Source organism: Pseudocitrobacter sp. 2023LY-00077, assembly GCF_055796175.1.
In genome coordinates, this window is record NZ_JBSPEI010000014.1 from 53,258 (window position 1) to 77,158 (window position 23,901).

The 23,901-nt window shown below is 52.9% G+C and carries 22 protein-coding genes and 1 other annotated feature; of the genes, 14 read left to right on the forward strand and 8 right to left on the reverse strand.

Features of this window, described 5'->3' with window-relative positions; genetic code table 11:
* Position 1 precedes the first annotated feature (1 nt).
* Genes yidD through rpmH form a run of 3 tightly spaced genes read right to left on the reverse strand, consistent with a single transcriptional unit; the run spans position 2 to position 739 of the window.
* Positions 2 to 259, reverse strand: a complete 258-nt coding sequence (yidD, locus tag ACWWFX_RS17815) for a membrane protein insertion efficiency factor YidD (RefSeq protein ID WP_276222809.1) — start codon at positions 257 to 259, stop codon at positions 2 to 4.
* Positions 223 to 582: a ribonuclease P protein component gene (gene rnpA / locus ACWWFX_RS17820; RefSeq protein ID WP_014072458.1), complete on the reverse strand. Its 360-nt coding sequence runs from the start codon at positions 580 to 582 to the stop codon at positions 223 to 225. The genes yidD and rnpA overlap by 37 nt, the downstream gene beginning before the upstream one ends.
* 16 nt (positions 583 to 598) lie before the next feature.
* Positions 599 to 739, reverse strand: coding sequence for a 50S ribosomal protein L34 (gene rpmH / locus ACWWFX_RS17825; RefSeq protein WP_000831330.1), 141 nt, complete (start codon positions 737 to 739; stop codon positions 599 to 601).
* 794 nt (positions 740 to 1,533) lie between these two features.
* On the opposite strand from rpmH, the gene dnaA reads away from it, so the two are divergent.
* The 4 genes from dnaA to gyrB are packed head-to-tail and all read left to right on the forward strand — an operon-like array spanning position 1,534 to position 7,552.
* Positions 1,534 to 2,931 (forward strand): chromosomal replication initiator protein DnaA, encoded by a 1,398-nt coding sequence (dnaA, locus tag ACWWFX_RS17830; RefSeq protein WP_041686133.1) that lies wholly within the window; start codon positions 1,534 to 1,536, stop codon positions 2,929 to 2,931.
* A gap of 4 nt (positions 2,932 to 2,935) precedes the next feature.
* Positions 2,936 to 4,036, forward strand: a complete 1,101-nt coding sequence (gene dnaN, locus ACWWFX_RS17835) for a DNA polymerase III subunit beta (RefSeq protein ID WP_108476261.1) — start codon at positions 2,936 to 2,938, stop codon at positions 4,034 to 4,036.
* Positions 4,036 to 5,109, forward strand: a complete 1,074-nt coding sequence (gene recF, locus ACWWFX_RS17840; RefSeq protein ID WP_015343928.1) for a DNA replication/repair protein RecF — start codon at positions 4,036 to 4,038, stop codon at positions 5,107 to 5,109. The genes dnaN and recF overlap by 1 nt, the downstream gene beginning before the upstream one ends.
* 28 nt (positions 5,110 to 5,137) lie before the next feature.
* Positions 5,138 to 7,552 carry a DNA topoisomerase (ATP-hydrolyzing) subunit B gene (gyrB, locus tag ACWWFX_RS17845; protein ID WP_276222827.1) on the forward strand — a complete coding sequence of 805 codons (2,415 nt, stop codon included), beginning with the start codon at positions 5,138 to 5,140 and terminating at the stop codon, positions 7,550 to 7,552.
* Between the two features lie 141 nt (positions 7,553 to 7,693).
* On the opposite strand, the gene ACWWFX_RS17850 is transcribed toward gyrB, so the two are convergent.
* Positions 7,694 to 8,317, reverse strand: coding sequence for a YidX family protein (locus ACWWFX_RS17850; RefSeq protein WP_473224399.1), 624 nt, complete (start codon positions 8,315 to 8,317; stop codon positions 7,694 to 7,696).
* A gap of 154 nt (positions 8,318 to 8,471) precedes the next feature.
* Between ACWWFX_RS17850 and ACWWFX_RS17855 the strand changes: the two genes are divergently transcribed.
* A complete protein-coding gene (locus ACWWFX_RS17855; protein WP_473224400.1) occupies positions 8,472 to 8,873 on the forward strand; it encodes a YidB family protein in 402 nt (133 codons plus the stop codon).
* Between the two features lie 121 nt (positions 8,874 to 8,994).
* Positions 8,995 to 9,807, forward strand: a complete 813-nt coding sequence (yidA, locus tag ACWWFX_RS17860; RefSeq protein WP_015343933.1) for a sugar-phosphatase — start codon at positions 8,995 to 8,997, stop codon at positions 9,805 to 9,807.
* Here the strand turns inward: yidA and ACWWFX_RS17865 are convergent.
* Positions 9,804 to 10,865: an FAD-binding protein gene (locus tag ACWWFX_RS17865; RefSeq protein ID WP_473224401.1), complete on the reverse strand. Its 1,062-nt coding sequence runs from the start codon at positions 10,863 to 10,865 to the stop codon at positions 9,804 to 9,806. The two genes, yidA and ACWWFX_RS17865, sit on opposite strands and share 4 nt — an antisense overlap.
* A 100-nt stretch (positions 10,866 to 10,965) precedes the next feature.
* Here ACWWFX_RS17865 and ACWWFX_RS17870 point away from each other — a divergent pair, with 100 nt between their 5' ends.
* The gene (locus tag ACWWFX_RS17870; RefSeq protein WP_473224402.1) at positions 10,966 to 12,192 is read left to right on the forward strand and encodes a DUF3748 domain-containing protein; all 1,227 of its coding nucleotides are present in this window, start codon (positions 10,966 to 10,968) and stop codon (positions 12,190 to 12,192) included.
* 1 nt (position 12,193) lies between these two features.
* Here ACWWFX_RS17870 and ACWWFX_RS17875 read toward each other — a convergent pair whose 3' ends face one another.
* Positions 12,194 to 12,526: a YceK/YidQ family lipoprotein gene (locus ACWWFX_RS17875; protein ID WP_015343936.1), complete on the reverse strand. Its 333-nt coding sequence runs from the start codon at positions 12,524 to 12,526 to the stop codon at positions 12,194 to 12,196.
* A 244-nt stretch (positions 12,527 to 12,770) separates the two neighbouring features.
* Positions 12,771 to 12,845, forward strand: a sequence feature (ROSE (Repression Of Heat Shock gene Expression) occurs in the 5'-region of heat shock genes and acts as an RNA thermometer to modulate expression.).
* Between ACWWFX_RS17875 and ibpA the strand changes: the two genes are divergently transcribed.
* From ibpA to ACWWFX_RS17890, 3 genes are all read left to right on the forward strand, one after another.
* Complete coding sequence (gene ibpA, locus ACWWFX_RS17880; protein ID WP_015343937.1) at positions 12,839 to 13,252, forward strand: small heat shock chaperone IbpA; 414 nt, start codon at positions 12,839 to 12,841, stop codon at positions 13,250 to 13,252. It overlaps the preceding feature by 7 nt.
* A 111-nt stretch (positions 13,253 to 13,363) precedes the next feature.
* Positions 13,364 to 13,792, forward strand: coding sequence for a small heat shock chaperone IbpB (ibpB, locus tag ACWWFX_RS17885; protein WP_473224403.1), 429 nt, complete (start codon positions 13,364 to 13,366; stop codon positions 13,790 to 13,792).
* Between the two features lie 222 nt (positions 13,793 to 14,014).
* Positions 14,015 to 15,676 carry a putative transporter gene (locus ACWWFX_RS17890; RefSeq protein WP_456146760.1) on the forward strand — a complete coding sequence of 554 codons (1,662 nt, stop codon included), beginning with the start codon at positions 14,015 to 14,017 and terminating at the stop codon, positions 15,674 to 15,676.
* Here the strand turns inward: ACWWFX_RS17890 and ACWWFX_RS17895 are convergent.
* On the reverse strand, positions 15,644 to 16,393 hold the full coding sequence (locus ACWWFX_RS17895) for a GntR family transcriptional regulator (protein WP_276222845.1): 750 nt from the start codon (positions 16,391 to 16,393) through the stop codon (positions 15,644 to 15,646). The genes ACWWFX_RS17890 and ACWWFX_RS17895 overlap by 33 nt on opposite strands.
* Before the next feature lie 298 nt (positions 16,394 to 16,691).
* Here ACWWFX_RS17895 and ACWWFX_RS17900 point away from each other — a divergent pair, with 298 nt between their 5' ends.
* Together ACWWFX_RS17900 and ACWWFX_RS17905 are read left to right on the forward strand one after the other, a co-directional pair.
* A complete protein-coding gene (locus ACWWFX_RS17900) occupies positions 16,692 to 18,314 on the forward strand; it encodes an alpha-glucoside-specific PTS transporter subunit IIBC (RefSeq protein ID WP_473224404.1) in 1,623 nt (540 codons plus the stop codon).
* A complete protein-coding gene (locus ACWWFX_RS17905) occupies positions 18,311 to 19,633 on the forward strand; it encodes a 6-phospho-alpha-glucosidase (protein WP_015343942.1) in 1,323 nt (440 codons plus the stop codon). The genes ACWWFX_RS17900 and ACWWFX_RS17905 overlap by 4 nt, the downstream gene beginning before the upstream one ends.
* Here ACWWFX_RS17905 and ACWWFX_RS17910 read toward each other — a convergent pair.
* Positions 19,630 to 20,523 carry a helix-turn-helix transcriptional regulator gene (locus tag ACWWFX_RS17910; RefSeq protein ID WP_473224405.1) on the reverse strand — a complete coding sequence of 298 codons (894 nt, stop codon included), beginning with the start codon at positions 20,521 to 20,523 and terminating at the stop codon, positions 19,630 to 19,632. The two genes, ACWWFX_RS17905 and ACWWFX_RS17910, sit on opposite strands and share 4 nt — an antisense overlap.
* A gap of 165 nt (positions 20,524 to 20,688) precedes the next feature.
* On the opposite strand from ACWWFX_RS17910, the gene ACWWFX_RS17915 reads away from it, so the two are divergent.
* Positions 20,689 to 22,389 carry a solute:sodium symporter family transporter gene (locus ACWWFX_RS17915; protein WP_473224406.1) on the forward strand — a complete coding sequence of 567 codons (1,701 nt, stop codon included), beginning with the start codon at positions 20,689 to 20,691 and terminating at the stop codon, positions 22,387 to 22,389.
* Positions 22,386 to 23,879 carry a sulfatase-like hydrolase/transferase gene (locus ACWWFX_RS17920; RefSeq protein WP_473224407.1) on the forward strand — a complete coding sequence of 498 codons (1,494 nt, stop codon included), beginning with the start codon at positions 22,386 to 22,388 and terminating at the stop codon, positions 23,877 to 23,879. Before ACWWFX_RS17915 ends, ACWWFX_RS17920 begins: the two co-directional genes overlap by 4 nt.
* Positions 23,880 to 23,901 lie beyond the last annotated feature (22 nt).

Consider the following 23,901-nt stretch of genomic DNA (forward strand, 5'->3'; position numbering starts at 1 on the left):
GTTAGTGTTCTCTGGTATCAAAAGGTCCGGGGGGGACGGGGTCGTCTCCACCTGGGTGTAAAGGGTGGCATTTTAATACGCGTTTCACTGTCAACCAACTGCCTTTTATCACTCCAAACCTGCGCAATGCCTCAATTCCGTATTGTGAACAGGTAGGAGTGAAACGGCAATGCGGCCCGAGTAGCGGACTAATCAGGCGTTGATAGACCCGAATGAGGGCTATCAGGAGCCGTGAGCCAGGCGACAATGGCGGCGCCATAATTTTTCCAACGCTTCCGAAAGAGCACGGTTATCGAGGTCTGCAACCCCCTTCTTCGCCACCACCACGAAATCCATAGACGGGAGTTCATGTTGACGTAAACGGAAGCTTTCACGCGTCAGACGTTTAATCCGGTTGCGTTCATGCGCACGTTTAACATTTTTCTTGGCGACTGTAAGACCGATACGGGGATGCCCCAGCGAATTTTGGCGGCCGAGGATGGTGATTTGCGGCGTGCCAGCCCGTTGTGGCTGCTGGAAGACGAATGTGAAATGAGTGGGAGTTAACAAACGTAACTCCCTGGGAAATGCTAGCTTAACCACTCAGGGGTTAGCTTTATTACTTGGAAACGGTCAGACGAGCGCGGCCTTTAGCACGACGACGTGCCAGAACCTGACGACCATTTTTAGTAGCCATACGAGCACGGAAGCCGTGAGAACGGTTGCGCTTCAGTACAGACGGTTGAAAAGTGCGTTTCATGGCGATTTCTACCTAAACTTGAATAAATTCAATGGCTTTATTGGATATCCGCCCGAAAATCGAACGATGGACACCGAAGCCATGGGTGATTAAAGAGGCCGGATTGTAATAATTGTACACTCCGGAGTCAATTCTCTTTCCTTATTTACCGCGCAATTTACCACGTTTTTTTGTAGCGATTAGCACGGAAAATGAGCAACATCTGACGCCTGTAGGCACGTAACATGCGCTGGGTCGGGGATTATACGGCCTGACCATTAAAGCGCAAGGATCATCCAGGATCTTTGTTAGATCATTTAAGCAAAAATTTGTCGTTACTCATTAATTTTTCCAATATGCGGCGTAAATCCCCCCTCCTTCTCTTGCGGATCGTTTACACTTAGCCGGTCTCGATCCTTCCTGTGGATAAATCGGGAAGAATCTGTGAGAAACAGAAGATCTCTGGCTCAGTTTAGGCTATGATCCGCGGTCCTGATCGGATCAACGGATCCTGAACCGGGAAAACACACTGAACGCTTCCGGTGTTTCTGGTTGCGGTACTGCCCACGGGCAGCCCGAGGTGTTTTGTGGAAAACCGCAAAGAGCGGTTCGCACGTCACCCTTGTGCATTGGGTCTTTTCGACGTGTGCCAATAATCACGAACTTTTTAATCTTATACACAGCACTATTCAGGCTGCATCTGCGGCTACTGAGTGAGTCCCCGACAGTTTATGTCAGGCAGGTTCATCAACAGCACCCTGACAGGGTCGCCTGAACGATGATGTGTATCGACTTTTTTTCGAGTGGAGTCCGCCGTGTCACTTTCGCTTTGGCAGCAGTGTCTTGCCCGATTGCAGGATGAGTTACCAGCCACAGAATTCAGCATGTGGATCCGCCCGTTGCAGGCGGAACTGAGCGATAACACGCTGGCCCTGTACGCGCCAAATCGTTTTGTGCTTGATTGGGTAAGAGATAAATACCTGAACAATATCAACGGGCTGCTGAATGATTTCTGCGGTTCTGACGCCCCACAGCTGCGCTTTGAAGTGGGCACCAAACCGGTCACCCATACCCTCAAAGAGACGGCAAACGTCGCGATCCCAGCACAGGCCGCGCAGGTGCATACGCCACGTGCCGTGCCCGCACCGCGTCAGGGTTGGGATAACGTACCGGCCCCGGCTGAGCCTTCTTACCGCTCCAACGTCAACGTAAAACACACCTTCGATAACTTCGTTGAAGGTAAGTCGAACCAGCTGGCTCGCGCGGCGGCGCGTCAGGTGGCAGACAACCCTGGCGGCGCGTATAACCCGCTGTTTTTATACGGTGGAACGGGCCTCGGTAAAACGCACTTATTACATGCGGTCGGTAACGGCATCATCGCGCGTAAACCGAATGCCAAAGTGGTGTACATGCACTCCGAGCGTTTTGTGCAGGACATGGTAAAAGCCCTGCAAAACAACGCCATTGAAGAGTTCAAACGCTACTATCGCTCTGTCGATGCGCTGCTTATCGATGACATCCAGTTCTTTGCCAATAAAGAACGATCCCAGGAAGAGTTTTTCCACACCTTTAACGCCCTGCTGGAAGGTAATCAGCAGATCATCCTGACGTCGGATCGCTATCCAAAAGAGATCAACGGCGTGGAAGATCGTCTGAAATCCCGCTTCGGCTGGGGCCTGACGGTGGCGATTGAGCCGCCGGAACTGGAAACCCGCGTTGCCATTCTGATGAAAAAAGCCGACGAGAACGACATTCGTCTGCCGGGTGAGGTGGCGTTCTTTATTGCCAAGCGTCTACGCTCTAACGTGCGTGAGTTGGAAGGGGCATTGAATCGCGTGATTGCCAACGCCAACTTTACGGGCCGGGCGATCACTATCGACTTCGTTCGCGAAGCGCTGCGCGATTTGCTCGCGTTGCAGGAAAAACTGGTCACTATCGACAATATTCAGAAGACGGTGGCCGAGTACTACAAGATTAAGGTGGCGGATTTGCTCTCCAAACGGCGTTCCCGTTCGGTGGCGCGTCCGCGTCAAATGGCGATGGCGCTGGCTAAAGAGCTGACCAACCACAGTCTGCCAGAAATTGGCGACGCATTTGGTGGTCGTGACCATACTACCGTGCTTCATGCCTGCCGCAAGATTGAGCAGTTGCGTGAAGAGAGCCACGATATCAAAGAAGATTTTTCAAATTTAATCAGAACATTATCGTCGTGACGCTATGAAATTTACCGTAGAACGTGAACATTTATTAAAACCGTTACAACAGGTGAGTGGCCCGTTAGGTGGCCGCCCGACGCTGCCTATTCTCGGAAACCTGTTGTTGCAGGTCGCTGACGGTACGCTGTCATTGACCGGTACCGATTTAGAAATGGAGATGGTCGCTCGCGTGGCGCTGGTACAGACGCACGAACCCGGCGCAACCACCGTCCCGGCGCGTAAATTCTTCGATATCTGCCGTGGTCTGCCGGAAGGCGCCGAGATCGCCGTGCAGCTGGAAGGCGACCGTATGCTGGTCCGTTCTGGCCGTAGCCGTTTCTCGCTCTCCACGCTGCCTGCCGCAGATTTCCCGAATCTGGACGACTGGCAGAGCGAGGTGGAATTCACCCTGCCACAGGCGACCATGAAACGTCTGATTGAAGCGACCCAGTTCTCGATGGCGCATCAGGATGTTCGCTATTACTTAAACGGCATGCTGTTCGAAACCGAAGGTGAAGAGCTGCGTACCGTGGCGACCGATGGCCACCGTCTGGCGGTATGCTCTATGCCGGTCGGCGAATCGCTGCCGAATCATTCGGTGATCGTGCCGCGTAAAGGCGTGATTGAACTGATGCGTATGCTCGACGGCGGTGATAACCCGCTGCGCGTACAAATTGGCAGTAATAACATCCGCGCGCATGTCGGCGATTTTATCTTCACTTCTAAGCTGGTTGATGGCCGTTTCCCGGATTATCGTCGCGTATTGCCGAAGAACCCGGACAAACATCTGGATGCCGGCTGCGATATTCTCAAGCAGGCATTTGCCCGTGCGGCCATTCTTTCCAACGAAAAATTCCGCGGCGTGCGTCTGTTTGTCAGCGAAAATCAGCTGAAAATCACCGCCAACAACCCGGAACAGGAAGAAGCGGAAGAGATTCTGGACGTCAACTATTCCGGTACCGAGATGGAAATTGGCTTTAACGTCAGTTACGTCCTCGACGTGCTGAATGCCCTGAAATGTGAAAACGTACGTATTTTGCTGACGGACTCTGTTTCCAGCGTTCAGATTGAAGATGCCGCATCACAGTCGGCTGCCTATGTTGTCATGCCAATGAGACTGTAATGTCGCTCACCCGCTTGTTGATCCGCGACTTTCGCAACATCGAAAGCGCGGATCTCGCCTTATCTCCCGGCTTTAACTTCCTGGTTGGCGCAAACGGCAGTGGCAAAACCAGCGTGCTGGAAGCCATCTATACGCTCGGCCATGGTCGGGCGTTTCGCAGTTTGCAGATTGGTCGCGTGATTCGCCATGAACAGGACGCGTTCGTGCTGCACGGGCGTTTGCAGGGCGAAGAGCGCGAAACCACCATCGGCCTCACCAAAGATAAGCTGGGCGACAGTAAAGTACGCATCGACGGCACGGACGGTCACAAAGTTGCCGAACTGGCGCTGCTGATGCCGATGCAGCTCATCACGCCCGAGGGGTTTACTTTACTCAACGGCGGCCCCAAATACAGAAGAGCATTCCTTGATTGGGGATGCTTCCACAACGAAGCCGGGTTCTTTACCGCCTGGAGCAACCTCAAGCGCCTGCTGAAGCAGCGCAATGCCGCACTGCGCCAGGTCAGCCGCTATGAACAGCTGCGCCCCTGGGATAAAGAATTGATTCCCCTGGCGGAACAAATCAGCCGCTGGCGTGCCGAATACAGCACCGGTATCGCCGAGGATATGGCGGATACCTGCAAACAGTTTTTACCGGAGTTCTCCCTCACCTTCTCATTCCAGCGCGGCTGGGAAAAAGAGACGGATTATGCCGAGGTGCTGGAGCGGAACTTCGAGCGTGACAGAATGTTGACCTACACCGCGCACGGCCCGCATAAAGCGGACTTTCGCATACGCGCCGACGGCGCGCCGGTGGAAGATACGCTGTCGCGCGGGCAGCTTAAGCTGCTGATGTGCGCACTGCGCCTGGCACAAGGCGAGTTCCTAACCCGTGAAAGCGGTCGGCGCTGCCTGTACCTGATAGATGATTTTGCCTCTGAACTTGATGACGCGCGTCGCGGGCTGCTGGCCAGCCGCTTAAAAGCGACGCAGTCACAGGTTTTTGTCAGTGCGATCAGCGCTGAACACGTTATGGACATGTCGGATGAAAATTCGAAGATGTTTACCGTGGAAAAGGGTAAAATAACGGATTAACCCAAGTTTAAATGAGCGAGAAACGTTGATGTCGAATTCTTATGACTCCTCCAGTATCAAAGTCCTGAAAGGGCTGGATGCGGTGCGTAAGCGCCCGGGTATGTATATCGGCGACACGGATGACGGCACCGGTCTGCACCACATGGTATTCGAGGTTGTGGATAACGCTATCGACGAAGCGCTCGCAGGGTACTGTAAAGACATCGTTGTCACCATCCATAGCGATAACTCCGTATCCGTACAGGATGATGGCCGTGGTATCCCAACCGGCATTCACCCGGAAGAGGGCGTGTCCGCCGCCGAAGTTATCATGACCGTACTGCACGCAGGCGGTAAATTCGATGATAACTCCTATAAAGTTTCCGGCGGCCTGCACGGCGTAGGCGTTTCCGTGGTTAACGCCCTGTCGCAGAAACTGGAACTGGTTATCCAGCGCGATAACAAAGTTCACCGTCAGATTTACGCGCACGGCGTGCCGCAGGCTCCGCTGGCCGTGACCGGCGATACCGAAAAAACCGGTACCATGGTCCGTTTCTGGCCGAGCCATGAAACCTTTACCAACGTCACCGAATTTGAGTATGACATCCTGGCGAAACGCCTGCGTGAACTGTCATTCCTTAACTCCGGCGTGTCTATTCGCCTGAAAGACAAGCGTGACGGCAAAGAAGACCACTTTCACTACGAAGGCGGCATCAAGGCGTTTGTTGAATATCTCAACAAAAACAAAACGCCAATTCACCCGAATATCTTCTATTTCTCCACCGAAAAAGACGGTATCGGCGTCGAAGTTGCGCTGCAGTGGAACGACGGCTTCCAGGAAAACATCTACTGCTTTACCAACAACATTCCGCAGCGTGATGGCGGTACGCACCTTGCAGGCTTCCGTGCGGCGATGACCCGTACCCTGAACGCCTACATGGACAAAGAAGGCTACAGCAAAAAAGCTAAAGTCAGCGCCACCGGTGACGATGCGCGTGAAGGCCTGATTGCGGTAGTCTCCGTAAAAGTCCCTGATCCGAAATTCTCCTCTCAGACCAAAGATAAACTGGTTTCTTCTGAGGTGAAATCGGCGGTTGAACAGCAGATGAACGAACTGCTGAGCGAATACCTGCTGGAAAATCCGTCTGACGCGAAAATTGTGGTCGGCAAAATTATCGACGCCGCGCGTGCGCGTGAAGCGGCACGCCGTGCTCGTGAAATGACCCGTCGTAAAGGCGCGCTCGACTTAGCAGGCCTGCCGGGCAAACTGGCCGACTGCCAGGAACGCGACCCGGCTCACTCCGAACTGTACCTCGTGGAAGGGGACTCTGCGGGCGGCTCTGCAAAACAGGGGCGTAACCGTAAGAACCAGGCGATTCTGCCGCTGAAAGGTAAAATCCTCAACGTTGAGAAGGCGCGCTTCGACAAGATGCTCTCTTCTCAGGAAGTTGCCACGCTGATTACCGCATTGGGCTGCGGTATTGGCCGTGACGAATACAACCCGGATAAACTGCGCTATCACAGCATCATCATCATGACCGATGCGGACGTCGATGGTTCGCACATCCGTACCCTGCTGCTGACCTTCTTCTACCGTCAGATGCCGGAAATTGTTGAACGTGGCCACGTCTACATCGCGCAGCCGCCGCTGTACAAAGTGAAGAAAGGCAAGCAGGAACAGTACATCAAAGATGATGAAGCGATGGATCAGTACCAGCTTACCATTGCTCTGGATGGCGCAACGCTGCACACCACCGAAGGCGCGCCAGCCCTGTCGGGCGAAGCGCTGGAAAAACTGGTTTCTGAATACAACGCCACGCAGAAAATGATTGGCCGTATGGAGCGTCGCTTCCCGAAAGCGCTGCTGAAAGAGCTGGTTTATCAGCCGACGCTGACTGAAGACGATCTGTCGAATGAACAGACCGTCACCCGTTGGGTGAATGCGCTGGTTACCGAGCTGAACGAAAACGAACAGCACGGCAGCCTGTGGAAGTTTGATGTTCGCCATAACAGCGAACAGAACCACTTCGAACCGATCATTCGCGTGCGTACGCACGGCGTGGATACCGATTACCCGCTGGATCACGAGTTCGTGGTTGGGCCGGAATATCGCCGTATCTGCACGCTGGGCGAGAAACTGCGCGGTCTGGTGGAAGAAGATGCCTTCATCGAACGTGGTGAACGCCGTCAGCCGGTTGCTAGCTTCGAGCAGGCGCTGGAGTGGCTGGTGAAAGAGTCTCGTCGAGGACTGGCGATTCAGCGCTATAAAGGTCTGGGCGAGATGAACCCGGAACAGCTGTGGGAAACCACCATGGACCCGGAAAGCCGCCGCATGCTGCGCGTTACCGTGAAAGATGCGATTGCTGCCGACCAGCTGTTCACCACCCTGATGGGTGATGCCGTTGAACCGCGTCGCGCGTTTATCGAAGAGAACGCCCTGAAAGCGGCGAATATCGATATCTAAACCGTTGGCAAATGCCCGGTGGCGCTGCGCTTACCGGGCCTACAAAAGATTATTTGTAGGCCGGATAAGGTGTTTACGCTGCCATCCGGCAAAACAATGCCAGCACAAAACGCCTGAATTTATTCAGGCGTTTTTTTTCGTCTACTGATGCAAGTTCGAAATCACAAACGGCAGCGCAAGTAGCTGTAGCGGGGAGGTGACGATATCGACAGCGACGGATAGTGGGTAGAACGCCTTGCTGTAAGCAGTACCCTCCTCTCTGATTTCGAAGGTAAAGGGCTTATCAATGCGCTCGATTCGGTCACTCGCGTTTTTGGCAATAACATCATTCCTTGAAAGGTAAAAACTTAAATCAAAGGCCCTGATGTTTTGTCCCTTTTGAATATCAGGTGCAAACGTTTGTACTTTCTTCAATTGCTGTTCATCGAACGAGCCCACGTCATAGAACAAGTCGGCACCGTAGCTCTGATTATAAAAAATCGTGATCGCGTTTTGAGGTGAGTTCATATAACGCTTATCAAATTCGGGGTTATCCATAGCTTTTGCAAGTCGACCGCGGATGTTACTGACTGGATAGTTCGATTTTTCCCCCGCGAAAAGCCACTTACCGCTCTTTTCATCTTTAATGATACCGATGATTTTATCCGTTGTGACAACCTGCCCTTCCTGGTGAACATCATCAACATGCTCCTCAAGCATCATGGTCGCGCATCCACTGAGCGATATAACAGTAGGTAAGATTAAGATAAAAAGTCGTTTTTTCATCGAACGGTCCTTGTTCTGGCAAATGTGATTTGGCGGGAGTTTACGCCAGCTAACGCCAAAAGCTTTGATGTTTTGTGGGACTGAAAAAGACGACTTCAGCCCACACTGACCTATACTTCTCTCATCATGTATTCACCACTAAAAGGAGTGGAAGATGGGGCTTTTTGATGAAGTTGTCGGCTCGTTTCTTAACGGCGACGCCGGGAAGTATCAGGCTATCCTGAACTGGGTGAACGAGCAGGGCGGCATTCAGGCATTGCTGCAAAAACTGCAAAACGGTGGGTTGGGTGACATTCTGTCCACGTGGATTAGCAATCAGCACAGCAACCAGCCGGTGAGTGGCGATCAGCTTGAATCGGCATTGGGCACGCCGGCGGTCTCCGATCTCGGCCAAAAACTGGGCATCGATACCGGTTCTGCGTCGAATATGCTGGCGGAATATCTGCCGAAAGTCATTGATGCGCTCTCGCCGCAGGGCGAAGTTGACCCGCAGGCGCATAACGATTTACTCAGCGCAGGAATGGATCTGCTGAAAAACGGCAAACTTTTCGGCTAACTACGCAACAAAAGGGGAGCACGCCAGGCGCGTTGCATCCCCGTTTTAACCCGTCACGGCTGCTGTTTTTTGAGCGGAATCGCGTTAGCATGAGGAAGGACTCATCTAACCTGGGGTATTCATGGCTATCAAACTTATTGCAATCGACATGGACGGAACCTTGCTGTTGCCGGACCATACTATCTCTCCTGCTGTCAAAAAGGCGATCGCCGACGCGCGTGCGCGTGGCGTTAACGTGGTGCTGACCACGGGTCGCCCATACGCAGGCGTGCATAGCTATCTGAAAGAGCTGCACATGGAACAGCCGGGCGATTACTGCATCACCTACAACGGTGCGCTGGTGCAGAAAGCGGGTGATGGCAGCACGGTGGCGCAAACCGCACTGGGCTATGACGACTATCGCTATCTGGAACAGCTCGCGCGCGAAGTGGGCTCGCACTTCCACGCCCTCGATCGCAATACGCTTTATACCGCCAACCGCGACATCAGCTATTACACGGTGCATGAATCCTACGTTGCCACAATCCCGCTGGTCTTCTGCGAAGCCGATAAAATGGACCCGGCGACGCAGTTCCTGAAAGTGATGATGATTGATGAGCCTGCCATCCTGGATAAAGCGATTGCGAAAATTCCGGCGGAAGTGAAAGAGAAGTACACCGTGCTGAAAAGTGCGCCGTACTTCCTCGAAATCCTCGATAAACGCGTCAATAAAGGCACTGGCGTGAAATCACTGGCCGATGCGCTGGGCATTAAAGCGGAAGAGATCATGGCGATTGGCGATCAGGAAAACGACATCGCAATGATTGAATTCGCAGGCGTCGGCGTGGCGATGGATAACGCCATTCCGTCGGTGAAAGAGGCGGCGAACTTCGTCACTAAATCCAACCTTGAAGATGGCGTGGCGTACGCCATTGAAAAGTTTGCGCTAAATTAATTACGCACGCGAATATCGCTGATACGGCTGCGCATAATGGCTTTTCGCAGGCGCGGCTGTGTCAGTATTCTGGCTTTCATAATTTTTCCCAGCAGTTTCAGGCGCAGGCTGAGCGTCGCGCGCGTATAAGCGCGGTTAGCGTCTTCACATTGCCGCTGTAGAATCTGGCTGAGCAACTCCGCACTATCCAGCGCATAACTGATCCCTTCCAGCGAACTGGCGCTGATAAACCCTGCCGCTTCACCAATCAGAAACGCGTTCTCTTTACCGCAAACAAAATCCTGCCAGCGCGACGGAAACAGTACGATGCACTTCTCGCTTTTTACCGGCTCGCCAAAATGAAACGCAAAATCTGCCATCTTTGTTTTCAGCGCCTCAAAGCGTGTCTGGCCGTCTTTCATTGGGTACGCGCCGCCAAAGATAAAATAGCCGTCTTTACTGATGCTCCATGAATAGCAGTCCGTCACCGCGTTATCAAAAATGCAGGAGTAAAACGGCACAGCATGCGCTTCGGCGAACCACTGCTGTATCGCAACGTATTTGCGAATCTGGTGTTTGGGATAAAGATGACGGCGCACCAGTGAATTCGCGCCGTCGGCACCTACCAGCCAGCGGGCTGTGATGTGTTGTTCCTCGCCGCTAACCTGAAACAGTACGTGCCACAATTCACCTTCGCGCCATACCTTTCGGCACAGCGTCTCGTGATGAACGGTCACCACGTCGGGAATTAATGATTTCATCCATAAATCAAATGCATGGCGATTAATGTTGATATAGCTTCGCTGGTAATTGCGGGTCAACCCGGCGGCAACATCGACCGTTTTGACGCTGAATATCTGTGGGTTGGCGATAACCTCAATGGGGAGGGTAATTCCGTCGCGAATAAACGCCCGTTGCGCATCCGGCGCTAACAGTCCACCGCAGGGTTTGCTGAAGCCTTCCGTGCCGCACTGACACTTTTTATCCAGCGCGATGACGCGCATTTTCCCTGCGAGTTTCCGCGCCAGCGCAGATCCAGCCGGGCCGAGGCCGATAATCGCTACGTCGAAATGTTCCATCTTTTTGCTCATCAAAGTTGAGATGGCGATACGCTAATGCCTGAAAGTGAACTCTGTGTGAAGTATGATGACGGAAATTGTCTTGCATCAGGACTGCACCATGAAACAGGTCACCTTCGCTTCTCGCCATCATCAGCTCACCAACATCAATACCTGGACGCCAGACAGTCAGTGGCTGGTGTTTGATGTGCGTCCTTCGGGGGCCTCATTTACCGGTGAGACTATCGAACGCGTGAATATTCATACCGGCGAGCTCGACGTTATTTACCGCGCTACCCAGGGTGCGCACGTCGGCGTGGTGACCGTTCATCCTCTGCATGAGAAATATGTGTTTATCCACGGCCCGGAAAAACCGGATGCTGGCTGGCACTATGACTTCCATCATCGCCGGGGCGTGGTGACTGATTGCGGTGAAACCCGCAACCTTGATGCGATGGATATCACTGCGCCTTACACGCCTGGCGCGCTGCGTGGCGGGAGCCACGTGCATGTGTTTAGCCCTAACGGTGAGAATGTCAGCTTTACCTATAACGACCACGTGATGCACGAATACAACCCGGCGCATGATCTGCGCAACGTCGGCGTTGCCGTCCCGTTTGGCCCGGTGGAGGTCACCGCTCAGCATCCGCGTGAATACAGCGGTAGCCACTGGTGCGTGTTGGTCAGTAAAACCACGCCCGCGCCGCAGCCGGGCAGCGACGAGATCAATCGTGCCTATGAAGAGGGCTGGGTGGGGAATGAGACGCTGGCGTTTATCGGCGATACGCTGTCGGTGAAGGGCGAGAAAGTGCCTGAGTTGTTTATTCTCGAACTGCCTAAAACCGCGCAGGGCTGGAAACAGGCGGGTGATGCGCCGCTCGCCGGAACGGACACCACGCTACCCGCACCGCCCGCAGGCGTAGTGCAGCGCCGCTTAACCTTCACGCATCAACGGGCGTACCCAGGGCTTGTGAATGTGCCGCGTCACTGGGTGCGCAGCAACCCGCAGGGCACGGAAATCGCGGTGCTGATGCGCGATGAAAGCGGGGTGGTTCAGTTGTGGCTGATATCGCCAGAAGGCGGGGAGCCGCGTCAGCTTACCCATCTTGAGAGTGATATTCAGTCGGCGTTTAACTGGCATCCGTCGGGGAATGCGCTGGGCTTTGTGCTGGAAAATAGAATCGCGATAGCTGATGCGGCGAGCGGAAGCGTGCGCTTTTTGACAACCGATCACGGTAACCCGCCGTCTGCGGATGCTGTCGTTTTCTCACCCGATGGCAATAACATTGCCTGGATGGAAGAGACGGCGGGCTTCCGTCAGCTATGGATAACCGAAACCGGCCTCTGAATTACGGCGAAGGCATCGGCGCTGGCGGAATAACTGAGTTCGTCGCCAGCGTCTCCTGCTCGCTCTTCTCTACGCGTGAACGCACGGAGCTATCGGTGCGGAACATGTCCCACGGCAGCAGCAGGGTATCCATCACCGCAGTGAATGGCATGTCGAGTGCCACCAGCGATTTGGTCCCCCAGTTGCTGTCATCATCACCGAGCATGGTCGCGCTTGCTCGCGTACCCGGATACGTTCCCTCTTTGCCACCCGTATGCGACATCACGCTTGAGCAGCCGCCTACTAACATCATCCCACTGAACAGAGCCAGCTTAAGCAGATTATTTTTTATCATGATTTAATCATCGTATCGGAGCCGGGAGGGCTCATCTGTACGGGTTATAGCCACCCGTAGCGAAAATGGATAGTCCTGGCTTCCCGCTCTGTGGCGGTTGTCGCACTTTAACCAATAGTGCTCTACCCCAGTCTATGCCTTCAGCACGAAAGTGCAAAAAAAGTAAGACCCGCGCCCTTGAAAATCGTTCCTCAGAACACATTTTAAGAGTGTAGCCCAATGAGGAGCACGCCTGATGGGTGCTTCGGGTATCACCGCCTGTCCATGATGGAAGGCCGTAAAAATTCTCGCTGATTTCAGGAGCTATTGATTATGCGTAACTTTGATTTATCCCCGCTATACCGTTCTGCTATTGGTTTTGACCGCCTGTTCAATCTGTTAGAAAACAATCAAACCCAGAGTAACGGCGGCTACCCTCCGTACAACGTTGAGCTGGTAGACGAAAACCACTACCGCATTGCGATTGCCGTTGCCGGTTTTGCTGAAAGCGAGCTGGAAATCACCGCCCAGGACAACATGCTGGTGGTGAAAGGCGCTCATGCGGCTGAGCAGAAAGAGCGTACCTATCTCTATCAGGGCATCGCCGAGCGCAACTTTGAACGCAAGTTCCAGTTAGCGGAAAACATCCACGTGCGTGGCGCAAACCTGGTGAATGGTCTGCTCTATATCGAGCTGGAGCGCGTGATTCCTGAAGCGAATAAACCGCGCCGCATCGAAATCAACTAATTCAGTGAGCCGCTACGGCGGCTCAAATTACCCAGGCTTGCCGTCAGGGAGCCTAATGCGAATCTTCATGATTCGCAGGACTTCACTCGCTTCTTAGAAGGAGAATGTATTATGCGTAACTACGATTTATCCCCACTGCTGCGTCAATGGATCGGTTTTGACAAAATGGCTAACGCGTTGCAAAACGCCGGTGAAAGCCAGAGCTTCCCGCCCTATAACATTGAAAAAAGCGACGATAACCACTATCGCATAACCCTCGCGCTGGCCGGTTTCCGTCAGGAAGATCTGGATATTCAACTGGAAGGCACGCGCCTGACCGTGAAAGGCACGCCGCAGCCGCAGGAAAAAGAGACCAAATGGCTGCATCAGGGTCTGGTCACCCAGGCGTTCAGCCTGAGCTTCACACTGGCTGAAAATATGGAAGTGGCAGGCGCAACGTTCACTAACGGCTTGTTGCATATCGATTTAACCCGCAACGTGCCGGAAGAAATCGCCCCGCAGCGTATCGCCATCAGCGAGCGCCCGGCGTTGAACAGCTAACAATGTATTGAATTTGCATGATTTTGTAGGCCGGATAAGGCGTTCACGCCGCATCCGGCAACAACAACGCGCACTTTGTCAGCAATCTAAAGCCTCGTCTTAAGACGGGGCTTTTTTGTGCCTGCTAAAAATCCAAAGTAATTGTGCGCAAATCCCCATACAACCCTCGGCATTTCTGCGAGAATCCCCACTACAGGTAATGTTATTCACAGGGAAAATTGTATGAGTGATATAGCAATGACCGTCAGTGTGCTTGCTCTGGTTGCCGTCGTCGGCCTCTGGATAGGCAACGTCAAGATCCGCGGTATTGGCCTCGGTATTGGTGGCGTGCTGTTTGGCGGGATAATCGTAGGACACTTTGTCGAAATGGCAGGCGTCGAGCTTAGCGGCCCGATGCTGCACTTTATTCAGGAATTCGGCCTGATCCTCTTCGTCTACACCATCGGGATTCAGGTGGGGCCAGGATTCTTTGCCTCATTACGCGTCTCCGGGCTTAGGCTTAATCTCTTCGCCATATTGATTGTGCTGCTGGGCGGCGTGGTGACGACGCTGCTGCATAAAATCTTCGCTATTCCGCTGCCGGTGGTGCTGGGGATATTCTCCGGCGCGGTCACCAACACGCCAGCGCTGGGCGCGGGTCAGCAAATTCTGCGCGATCTTGGCGTACCGTTTGATGTGGTCGATCAAATGGGCATGAGCTACGCGATGGCTTATCCTTTCGGCATCTGCGGTATCCTCCTCACCATGTGGCTGCTGCGCCTGTTCTTTCGCATTAATGTCGAGAAAGAAGCCCGACGTTTTGATAAACAAGCGGGTAACAATCACGAAAATCTGCAAACCATCAACATTTGCGTCGAAAACCCAAACCTGCACAGTATGGCGATTCAGGATGTCCCCATTCTGAACAGCGACAAAATTATCTGCTCGCGCCTGAAACGCGGTGACATCTTGATGGTGCCATCGCCCGCTACGCTCATTGAGCAGGGTGATTTGCTGCATCTGGTGGGCCGACGAGCCGATCTGCACGATGCCCAACTGGTGATCGGTAAAGAGGTTGAAACGTCGCTCTCCACGCGCGGTACCGACATGAAAGTAGAGCGCATCGTGGTCACCAACGAGAAGGTGCTCGGCAAGCGAATCCGCGATTTGCACTACAAACAGCGCTATGACGTGGTTATCTCGCGCCTGAACCGTGCGGGCGTGGAACTGGTTGCCAGCAGCCATGCGACGCTGCAATTTGGTGACATCCTCAATCTGGTGGGGCGCCCGGCGGCAATCGATGCCGTGGCGGCTGAACTGGGCAACGCGCAGCAAAAACTGCAACAGGTGCAAATGCTTCCGGTCTTTATCGGTATCGGCCTTGGCGTACTGTTGGGTTCTGTGCCGTTGTTTATTCCCGGCTTCCCGGTGGCGTTAAAACTGGGCCTCGCCGGTGGGCCGCTGATTATGGCGCTGATCCTCGGGCGTATCGGTAGCATTGGGAAGCTGTACTGGTTTATGCCGCCGAGCGCCAACCTGGCGCTGCGTGAGCTGGGTATTGTGCTGTTTTTATCGGTGGTTGGCCTGAAATCGGGCGGCGAATTTGTCGATACCCTGGTGCACGGCGACGGTCTGAGCTGGATTGGCTATGGCATCTTCATTACCGCGATACCGCTCATTACCGTGGGTATTCTGGCGCGTATTTTTGCGCGAATGAATTACCTGACCCTGTGCGGCATGCTGGCAGGCTCAATGACGGACCCGCCCGCACTGGCCTTCGCCAACAACCTGCACGCGACCAGCGGCGCGGCTGCGCTCTCTTATGCCACCGTGTATCCGCTGGTGATGTTCCTGCGCATCATTACCCCGCAGCTACTGGCGGTGCTGTTCTGGGGAATGGGTTAACGGGCTATTATCGGTGTGGACGCGCCGTAAATGGTAGTCCACCTGATATTCACTGGCATTACGGAACATCACCGAATAATTAAGGAACTCGCCGCTGTCGCTGTAGGAAAGAGAGGTAATACGCAGCAGCGGCGTCTGTTCCGGCACATTCATCGACTGCGCCAGCTGCCTGTCCGCCAGTACGGGCGTCAGGCTTTCATAGTTACCGCTGATGGTTATTCCGCACTCCTTCTCGATGTAATCAAACTTTGACCCCTCCAGATGCCCCAGCGAGAGCGTACGAAACAGTTTCACCGGCATGTAGCTGTCTTCCAGCATTAACGGTTTCCCGTCTACATACCGCACGCGGCGTGAAAAGTAGATCCGCTCATTGATCTGAATGCGCAGCTGGCTGGCGATGGCAGGCGGCGCAGGCATCACTTCAAACACCAGGACCTTGCTCACCACCTCTTTCCCCTGCTGGCGCAGCACCTCCGCCAGCCCGGTGAGGTTGGTGGTCTCATGATGAACATCTTTGCGCGCCACGTAGGTCCCGCTGCCGTGGCGACGGACGACCAGCCCCCATGCAATCAGCATATCCACCGCTTTGCGAATGGTCATGCGTGCAACACCAAATTCCTGCGCGAGAATTTTCTCGGCCGGAAGCGGGCTTCCCACACTGTAATCGGAAGAATTGAGCCGTAAACGCAGTTTGTCAGCGATAGATTTGTAGATCACCAGTAGACCTCTGTTTTAGGGTAAGCGGTAAGAATCGAACCTCTGTTTCTAATTATTAATTCATACATATCATTAAGATAAACCGTATTCTCTCGGTGAATCTTTGCGTGCAAATTCATGTTGTCTATTTTTCTACGAAAAAGTAGACAACATCAGCGCAATTAAAACCATGAATGGGATCACGAATCGAACCGGCGCGACATGTTGTCTGCCCGGCAAATTCCTATTCTCGAAGCAGGCTGATAGAGAAGATAAATAAAGCCACTCACCCTACAAGTTGTTAAATGAGGATTACCAAATGCTCAGTCAAATACAACGCTTTGGCGGCGCCATGTTTACCCCGGTATTGCTGTTTCCTTTTGCCGGGATCGTGGTGGGTATCGCCATTATGTTGCGTAACCCGATGTTTGTCGGCGAAGCGCTCACGGCTCCCGATAATTTATTTGCTCAGATTGTTCATATTATTGAAGAAGGCGGCTGGACCGTATTTCGCAACATGCCGCTTATTTTCGCCGTTGGCTTACCGATTGGCCTGGCAAAGCAGGCGCAGGGCCGAGCCTGTCTGGCGGTGCTGGTGAGTTTCCTCACCTGGAACTACTTTATTAACGCGATGGGAATGACCTGGGGCCACTTTTTTGGCGTCGATTTTTCCGTCGATCCTACCGCCGGTAGTGGCCTGACGATGATCGCCGGAATAAAAACGCTCGACACCAGTATTATTGGCGCGATCGTTATTTCCGGTATCGTTACTGCGCTGCATAACCGTTATTTTGATAAACCCCTGCCGGTATTTCTCGGTATTTTCCAGGGAACATCGTTTGTGGTGATTGTCGCTTTCCTGGCGATGATCCCCTGCGCCTGGTTAACCCTGCTCGGCTGGCCCAAAGTGCAATTAGGCATTGAATCACTGCAGGCATTTTTACGCTCTGCCGGGGCGCTGGGTGTATGGGTTTATATCTTCCTGGAACGTATTTTGATTCCGACCGGGTTACACCACTTCGTCTATGGCCCGTTCATCTTTGGCCCGGCGGTGGTTGAAAGCGGCATTCAGGTTTACTGGGCGCAGCATTTACAGGAATTCAGCCAGAGCACTGAACCGCTGAAAGTACTGTTCCCGGAAGGCGGTTTCGCCCTGCACGGCAACTCGAAGGTCTTTGGCTCCGTTGGCATTGCGCTGGCGCTCTACTTCACCGCCGCGCCGGAAAACCGCGTCAAAGTCGCTGGTTTGCTGATTCCCGCCACGCTGACGGCGATGCTGGTTGGCATCACTGAACCGCTGGAGTTCACCTTCCTGTTTATCTCGCCGCTGCTGTTCGCCGTACACGCCGTGCTGGCCGCAACGATGGCGACGGTGATGTATATGTGCGGTGTCGTCGGCAACTTCGGAGGTGGCCTTTTGGATCAGTTCCTGCCGCAAAACTGGATACCGATGTTCCACAACCATGCGTCGATGATGTTTATCCAGATTGGCGTTGGCGTGTGCTTTACCGCGCTCTACTTCGTCATCTTCCGCACCCTGATTCTGCGCTTCAACCTGAAAACGCCGGGCCGCGAAGAAAGCGAAATCAAACTCTACAGCAAAGCCGATTACCAGGCTGTACGCGGCAAAACCAGCGCCGCAGGCGCACCTGACACCAAACTGGGTCAGGCCGCCGGATTCCTGCAAGCGTTGGGCGGCGCGGCAAATATTGAAAGTATCAATAACTGCGCCACCCGACTGCGCATAGCCCTGAAAGACATGGCGCATACGCAAAGTGACGAGATCTTTAAAGCGCTGGGCGCACACGGCGTCGTGCGCCGTGGCAACGGAATTCAGGTGATTGTCGGCCTGCATGTCCCCCAGGTTCGCGACCAGCTGGAAACCCTAATGAAAGAATCTTTCCCGACCGAACAATCCACCATGACGGAGGCAGTATCATGAAAAAATTCTCAGTTGTTATCGCAGGCGGCGGCAGCACATTTACTCCCGGTATCGTCCTGATGTTGCTGGCAAACCAGGATCGTTTCCCTCTGCGTTCACTGAAATTTTACGACAACGACGGGGCGCGTCAGGAAGTGATCGCCGAGGCCTGTAAAATCGTTCTCAAAGAGCAGGCTCCGGATATCGAATTCAGCTACACCACCGATCCAGAAGCGGCCTTTACCGATGTTGATTTTGTGATGGCGCATATCCGCGTTGGCAAATACCCGATGCGTGAAAAAGATGAAAAAATCCCGCTGCGCCACGGCGTACTGGGTCAGGAAACCTGCGGGCCGGGTGGGATTGCCTACGGCATGCGCTCCATCGGCGGTGTGCTGGAGCTGGTGGACTACATGGAAAAATATTCGCCGAACGCCTGGATGCTGAACTACTCCAACCCGGCGGCGATTGTGGCGGAAGCGACCCGCCGCCTGCGCCCGAATGCGAAAATCCTCAACATCTGCGATATGCCGATCGGTATTGAAGGGCGCATGGCGCAAATCGTGGGCCTGCAAGACCGCAAACAGATGCGCGTACGCTACTACGGCCTGAACCACTTCGGCTGGTGGACCTCCATCGAGGATCTGCAAGGTAACGATTTGATGCCGAAATTACGCGAATATGTGGCCAAACATGGCTATGTACCGCCTTCTAACGATCCACATACGGAAGCCAGCTGGAACGATACCTTTGCCAAGGCGAAAGATGTACAGGCCCTCGACCCGCAAACCCTGCCCAACACGTACCTGAAATATTACCTGTTCCCGGACTACGTGGTGGCCCACTCCAATCCGGAACGCACGCGTGCCAACGAAGTGATGGACCACCGCGAGAAACATGTCTTCAGCGCCTGCCGGGCAATTATTGAAGCGGGTAACTCATCCGCAGGCGAGCTGGAAATCGATGAACACGCGTCTTACATCGTCGATCTGGCGGCGGCGATTGCCTTCAATACTCAGGAGCGCATGCTGTTGATTGTGCCGAATAATGGCGCCATTCCTAACTTTGACGCTGACGCGATGGTCGAAATTCCGTGCCTGGTGGGCCACAACGGACCAGAGCCGCTGACCGTTGGTGAAATCCCGCACTTCCAGAAAGGGATGATGGGCCAGCAGGTGATGGTCGAAAAACTGGTAGTGGATGCTTGGGAAGAGCGCTCATACCAGAAATTGTGGCAGGCGATTACGCTGTCGAAAACGGTGCCGAGCGCATCGGTGGCGAAGGCGATTCTTGATGATTTGGTTGAGGCGAATAGGGAGTATTGGCCGGAATTGAATTAACCGCCAGGGGCAGCGTCCTGTGGGCGCTGCCCCTGATGTTTTAACACCGCCGAAGGAGCGTAGCCAAATTTCTGTTTAAATGCTTTGCTGAAATGAAAAGCATCAAAAAAGCTCAGCATATCTGCCACATTACCTACCGTATTTCCCTCCTGCTTTAATAATGACAGTGCGAGATTCAGCCTGGCATCCAGATAATACTCATTAGGTGTTTTGCCAGTGTAACGAAGAAAAAGACGGCGCAGCCACGCCTCACTACAGGGGATAAATCGTGCCATTTCGGTAACCGTCCAGCGCTTTTGTGGGCTGGCATGCAACGCGGTAATTAACTTCTCGACCTGATTTCGCTGCGGATCTTTTTTCTCATTCTGGGAAATAAGATAAATCCACTGGTATATAATTTTCGTGAGATAAGCAACGGCGAGATTATGTTGCATGGCATTATCGCTGGTAATTAAATCAGAGACCTCTTTTAATTCAGCACTAAAGATTTCTCCGTTATAAATAATACCTTTCTGTAATATCGGAATTTCCATTACGCTGGTGGGGATAAACTCCATCCAGTACTGTTCCCAGAGTAAACCATCACAGTGATAGGATTGGATGTCTGTAGGCTTCAAAAAGATAATGCAGTTGCCATTGAGTGTGATCAGATCGTTGTTTTTAAGCAAGATTTTACCGCAGCCCTGTACCGTGTAGACGGCCACCCATGAGTTCGCGATCAGCGGTTTTTTCTTATCGCGTGGCCAAAATACCTGATAACGTTCATCGGCAAAGGTATGCCAAAGAGAGAGCAACGAAATTCCGCTAGAGATCACATTTTCGTTAATCAGTAGCGGAATATTAAAAGTGGTTTCGTTTTTTACATGCGAAATACTCTTTTTTCCATTCATTTTAATTACTCGTCGGAGAATTATGCCTGCAACCTGACACAAACGTTATCAGAAAACGGTGATGCCAGGGAAGCGACGTATTTATTTTGAAAAATCTATGCCTGTAGACCGGTGGTATTCAGATATTACAGCCGCCGGGGTTAGATTATGATTCAGGGCTAAAAAATGAATATTCAGCAAATTGTGAGCTTTATCGGATTTACGTTGTTGGTTGCCGTGATTACCTGGTGGAAAGTCCGCAAAGCGGATACCGGTTCCCAGCAGGGATATTTTCTGGCTGGTCGCTTGCTCAAAGCACCGGTGATTGCCGCTTCTTTGATGCTCACCAATCTGTCGACCGAGCAACTGGTGGGGCTCTCCGGCCAGGCCTACAAAAGCGGGATGTCGGTGATGGGTTGGGAAGTCACCTCGGCGGTGACATTAATCTTTCTCGCGCTAATCTTCCTGCCGCGCTATCTGCAACGTGGCATTGCCACGATCCCCGATTTTCTCGAAGAACGTTACGACAAAACGACCCGCATAATTATCGATTTCTGCTTTCTTATCGCGACCGGGATCTGCTTCTTACCCATCATTTTGTACTCGGGAGCGTTAGCCTTTAATAGCATGTTCCATGTCACCGAAACGTTCGGTATTTCACATGGCGCCGCCATCTGGATATTGGTTACGATGCTGGGGTTATCCGGCATTTTATATGCGGTTGTTGGGGGTATGCGCGCGATAGCCGTCGCGGATGTCATTAACGGTATCGGTCTGGTCATCGGCGGCTTATTGGTACCCTTTTTTGGTCTGGTGGTGATGGGGGAGGGAAGCTTTACTGCGGGTCTTAGCAAACTCACTACCGATCATAGCGAAATGCTTAACTCTGTCGGCAGCAACTCTGACCCTCTACCTATCGGGGCTGCATTCACCGGTCTGATTCTGGTGAATACGTTCTACTGGTGCACGAATCAAGGTATCGTTCAGCGCACACTGGCGTCAAAAAGTTTGGCGGAAGGGCAAAAGGGCGCGCTCCTGACTGCGGTGCTGAAAATGCTTGATCCGCTGATTCTGGTGCTACCTGGCGTTATTGCATTTCATCTCTTTCAGGATTTGCCAAAAGCCGATATGGCTTATCCGGCTCTGGTTAACAGGGTTATGCCGTTACCGCTTATTGGATTCTTCAGCGCGGTGTTATTTGGTGCCATTATCAGCGCGTTTTGTGGCTTTCTGAATAGCGCATCAACGCTCTTTAGTATGGGGATCTATCGTCGAATTATTAATGAGCAAGCGACACCAGACAGGCTTGTTGTGGTTGGACGACGTTTTGGTTTTATTGTGGCCGTAGTCTCTATTTTGGTTGCGCCGTGGATAGCGAATGCCCCGCAGGGGTTATACAGCTGGATGAAACAGCTCAACGGAATTTATAACGTTCCGTTAGTCACCATTATCATCATGGGCTTTTTCTTCCCCCGCATTCCTGCGCTCGCAGCGAAGGTGGCGATGGGATTGGGAATAGTCAGCTATATCACCATCAATTACCTGGTGAAATTCGATTTCCATTTTCTCTATGTGCTGGCCTGCACCTTCTGTATCAACGTTGTCGTCATGCTGATCATTGGCGCAATTAAACCACGAGCGACGCCGTTTAAGTTTCACGACGCTTTTGCGGTGGACATGAAACCGTGGAAAAACGTGAAGATCGCCTCTCTTGGCGTTTTGTTCGCGATGATTGGCGTCTATACCGGCCTTGCCCAATTTGGCGGATACCCGACTCGCTGGATCGCCATCATCAGCTACTGCATCACCGCACTGGTCGTTATCTACCTGATTTTTGACAGCTTACGCAGCCGTAAAACAGCCTCTTACGCGAAGGATTCCCTATGAAACGCCCAAATTTTCTCTTCATCATGACGGACACCCAGGCCACCAACATGGTGGGCTGCTATAGCGGGAAGGCGCTCAACACGCAGCATATCGACCAGCTTGCCCGCGAAGGATTACGTTTTAACTCAGCATATACCTGCTCGCCCGTATGCACGCCCGCACGCGCCGGGCTGTTTACCGGTATTTATGCGAATCAGTCCGGGCCGTGGACGAACAATGTCGCACCAGGGAAAAATATCTCCACCATGGGGCGCTATTTCCAGGATGCGGGCTACCACACCTGTTACATCGGCAAGTGGCATCTTGATGGACACGACTATTTCGGCACCGGGGTATGCCCGCCAGAGTGGGATCCGCAATACTGGTATGACGGCGCTAACTACCTGGCGGAGCTGACCGATGAGGAGATTGGCCTGTGGCGAAATGGCCTGAATAGCGTTGAAGATTTGCAGAATCACCAGATTGACGAAACCTTCACTTGGGCCCATCGCATCAGCAACCGGGCGGTGGATTTTCTGCAACAACCGCAACGCGACGATGAACCGTTTCTGATGGTGGTCTCCTATGATGAACCGCATCATCCTTTCACCTGCCCGGTTGAGTATCTGGAGAAGTATCAGGATTTCTATTACGACCTGGGGCCGAAAGCGCGTGATGACCTCGTGAATAAACCTGAACATCATCGTCTGTGGGCTGAGGCAATGCCTTCCCCGGTTGATAACAGCGGGTTGTATCATCATCCGATGTACTTTGCCTGCAATGATTTTGTTGATGATCAGATTGGTCGTGTTATCAACGCATTAACCCCTGAACAGCGCGAAAATACGTGGGTGATTTACACTTCCGATCACGGTGAAATGATGGGGGCGCATAAACTGATCAGTAAAGGGGCAGCGATGTACGATGACATCACGCGCATTCCACTGATTATCCGCGCCCCTCAAGGGGGGGCTGCACAGGTGGATACCCCAGTTAGCCATATCGACCTGTTGCCTACAATGATGGCGCTGGCGGGTATTGATAAGCCAGATATTCTACCTGGAGAAAATATACTTAAGGTGGATTCTCCACGCGGTGTGATGGTGGAGTTTAACCGTTATGAAATAGAACACGACAGTTTTGGCGGGTTTATTCCGGTGCGCTGTTGGGTAGCGGATCGCTTTAAACTGGTGCTAAATCTTTTCACCAGTGACGAATTGTACGATCGCGTGAATGATCCAGACGAACTTAACAACTTGATTAACGTCGAGGAATTCGCCGCGATACGCGATAAAATGCACGATGATTTACTGGATTATATGGATAAAATCCGCGATCCGTTCCGTACTTATCAGTGGAGCTTGCGCCCCTGGCGCAACGATGCGACGCCGCGCTGGATGGGGGCATTTCGCCCGCGCCCGGAAGACGGCTATTCACCGGTAGTGCGAGATTACGACACTGGGCTGCCAACACAGGGCGTCAAAGTGGAAGAGAAAAAGCAGAAGTTTTGATGACCGATTAAGCCCAACGACA

Bases quoted from the DNA above. Each gene is read 5' to 3' on its own strand.
- ACWWFX_RS17900 (WP_473224404.1), top strand. From the start codon at position 16,692: ATGCTCAGTCAAATACAACGCTTTGGCGGCGCCATGTTTACCCCGGTA.
- ACWWFX_RS17865 (WP_473224401.1), bottom strand. From the start codon at position 10,865: ATGGAACATTTCGACGTAGCGATTATCGGCCTCGGCCCGGCTGGATCT.
- dnaN (WP_108476261.1), top strand. From the start codon at position 2,936: ATGAAATTTACCGTAGAACGTGAACATTTATTAAAACCGTTACAACAG.
- gyrB (WP_276222827.1), top strand. From the start codon at position 5,138: ATGTCGAATTCTTATGACTCCTCCAGTATCAAAGTCCTGAAAGGGCTG.
- ibpB (WP_473224403.1), top strand. From the start codon at position 13,364: ATGCGTAACTACGATTTATCCCCACTGCTGCGTCAATGGATCGGTTTT.
- ACWWFX_RS17870 (WP_473224402.1), top strand. From the start codon at position 10,966: ATGAAACAGGTCACCTTCGCTTCTCGCCATCATCAGCTCACCAACATC.
- ACWWFX_RS17920 (WP_473224407.1), top strand. From the start codon at position 22,386: ATGAAACGCCCAAATTTTCTCTTCATCATGACGGACACCCAGGCCACC.
- ACWWFX_RS17875 (WP_015343936.1), bottom strand. From the start codon at position 12,526: ATGATAAAAAATAATCTGCTTAAGCTGGCTCTGTTCAGTGGGATGATG.
- yidA (WP_015343933.1), top strand. From the start codon at position 8,995: ATGGCTATCAAACTTATTGCAATCGACATGGACGGAACCTTGCTGTTG.
- ACWWFX_RS17915 (WP_473224406.1), top strand. From the start codon at position 20,689: ATGAATATTCAGCAAATTGTGAGCTTTATCGGATTTACGTTGTTGGTT.
- rpmH (WP_000831330.1), bottom strand. From the start codon at position 739: ATGAAACGCACTTTTCAACCGTCTGTACTGAAGCGCAACCGTTCTCAC.
- ibpA (WP_015343937.1), top strand. From the start codon at position 12,839: ATGCGTAACTTTGATTTATCCCCGCTATACCGTTCTGCTATTGGTTTT.
- ACWWFX_RS17905 (WP_015343942.1), top strand. From the start codon at position 18,311: ATGAAAAAATTCTCAGTTGTTATCGCAGGCGGCGGCAGCACATTTACT.
- yidD (WP_276222809.1), bottom strand. From the start codon at position 259: ATGGCGCCGCCATTGTCGCCTGGCTCACGGCTCCTGATAGCCCTCATT.
- ACWWFX_RS17855 (WP_473224400.1), top strand. From the start codon at position 8,472: ATGGGGCTTTTTGATGAAGTTGTCGGCTCGTTTCTTAACGGCGACGCC.
- recF (WP_015343928.1), top strand. From the start codon at position 4,036: ATGTCGCTCACCCGCTTGTTGATCCGCGACTTTCGCAACATCGAAAGC.
- ACWWFX_RS17850 (WP_473224399.1), bottom strand. From the start codon at position 8,317: ATGAAAAAACGACTTTTTATCTTAATCTTACCTACTGTTATATCGCTC.
- ACWWFX_RS17910 (WP_473224405.1), bottom strand. From the start codon at position 20,523: ATGAATGGAAAAAAGAGTATTTCGCATGTAAAAAACGAAACCACTTTT.
- ACWWFX_RS17890 (WP_456146760.1), top strand. From the start codon at position 14,015: ATGAGTGATATAGCAATGACCGTCAGTGTGCTTGCTCTGGTTGCCGTC.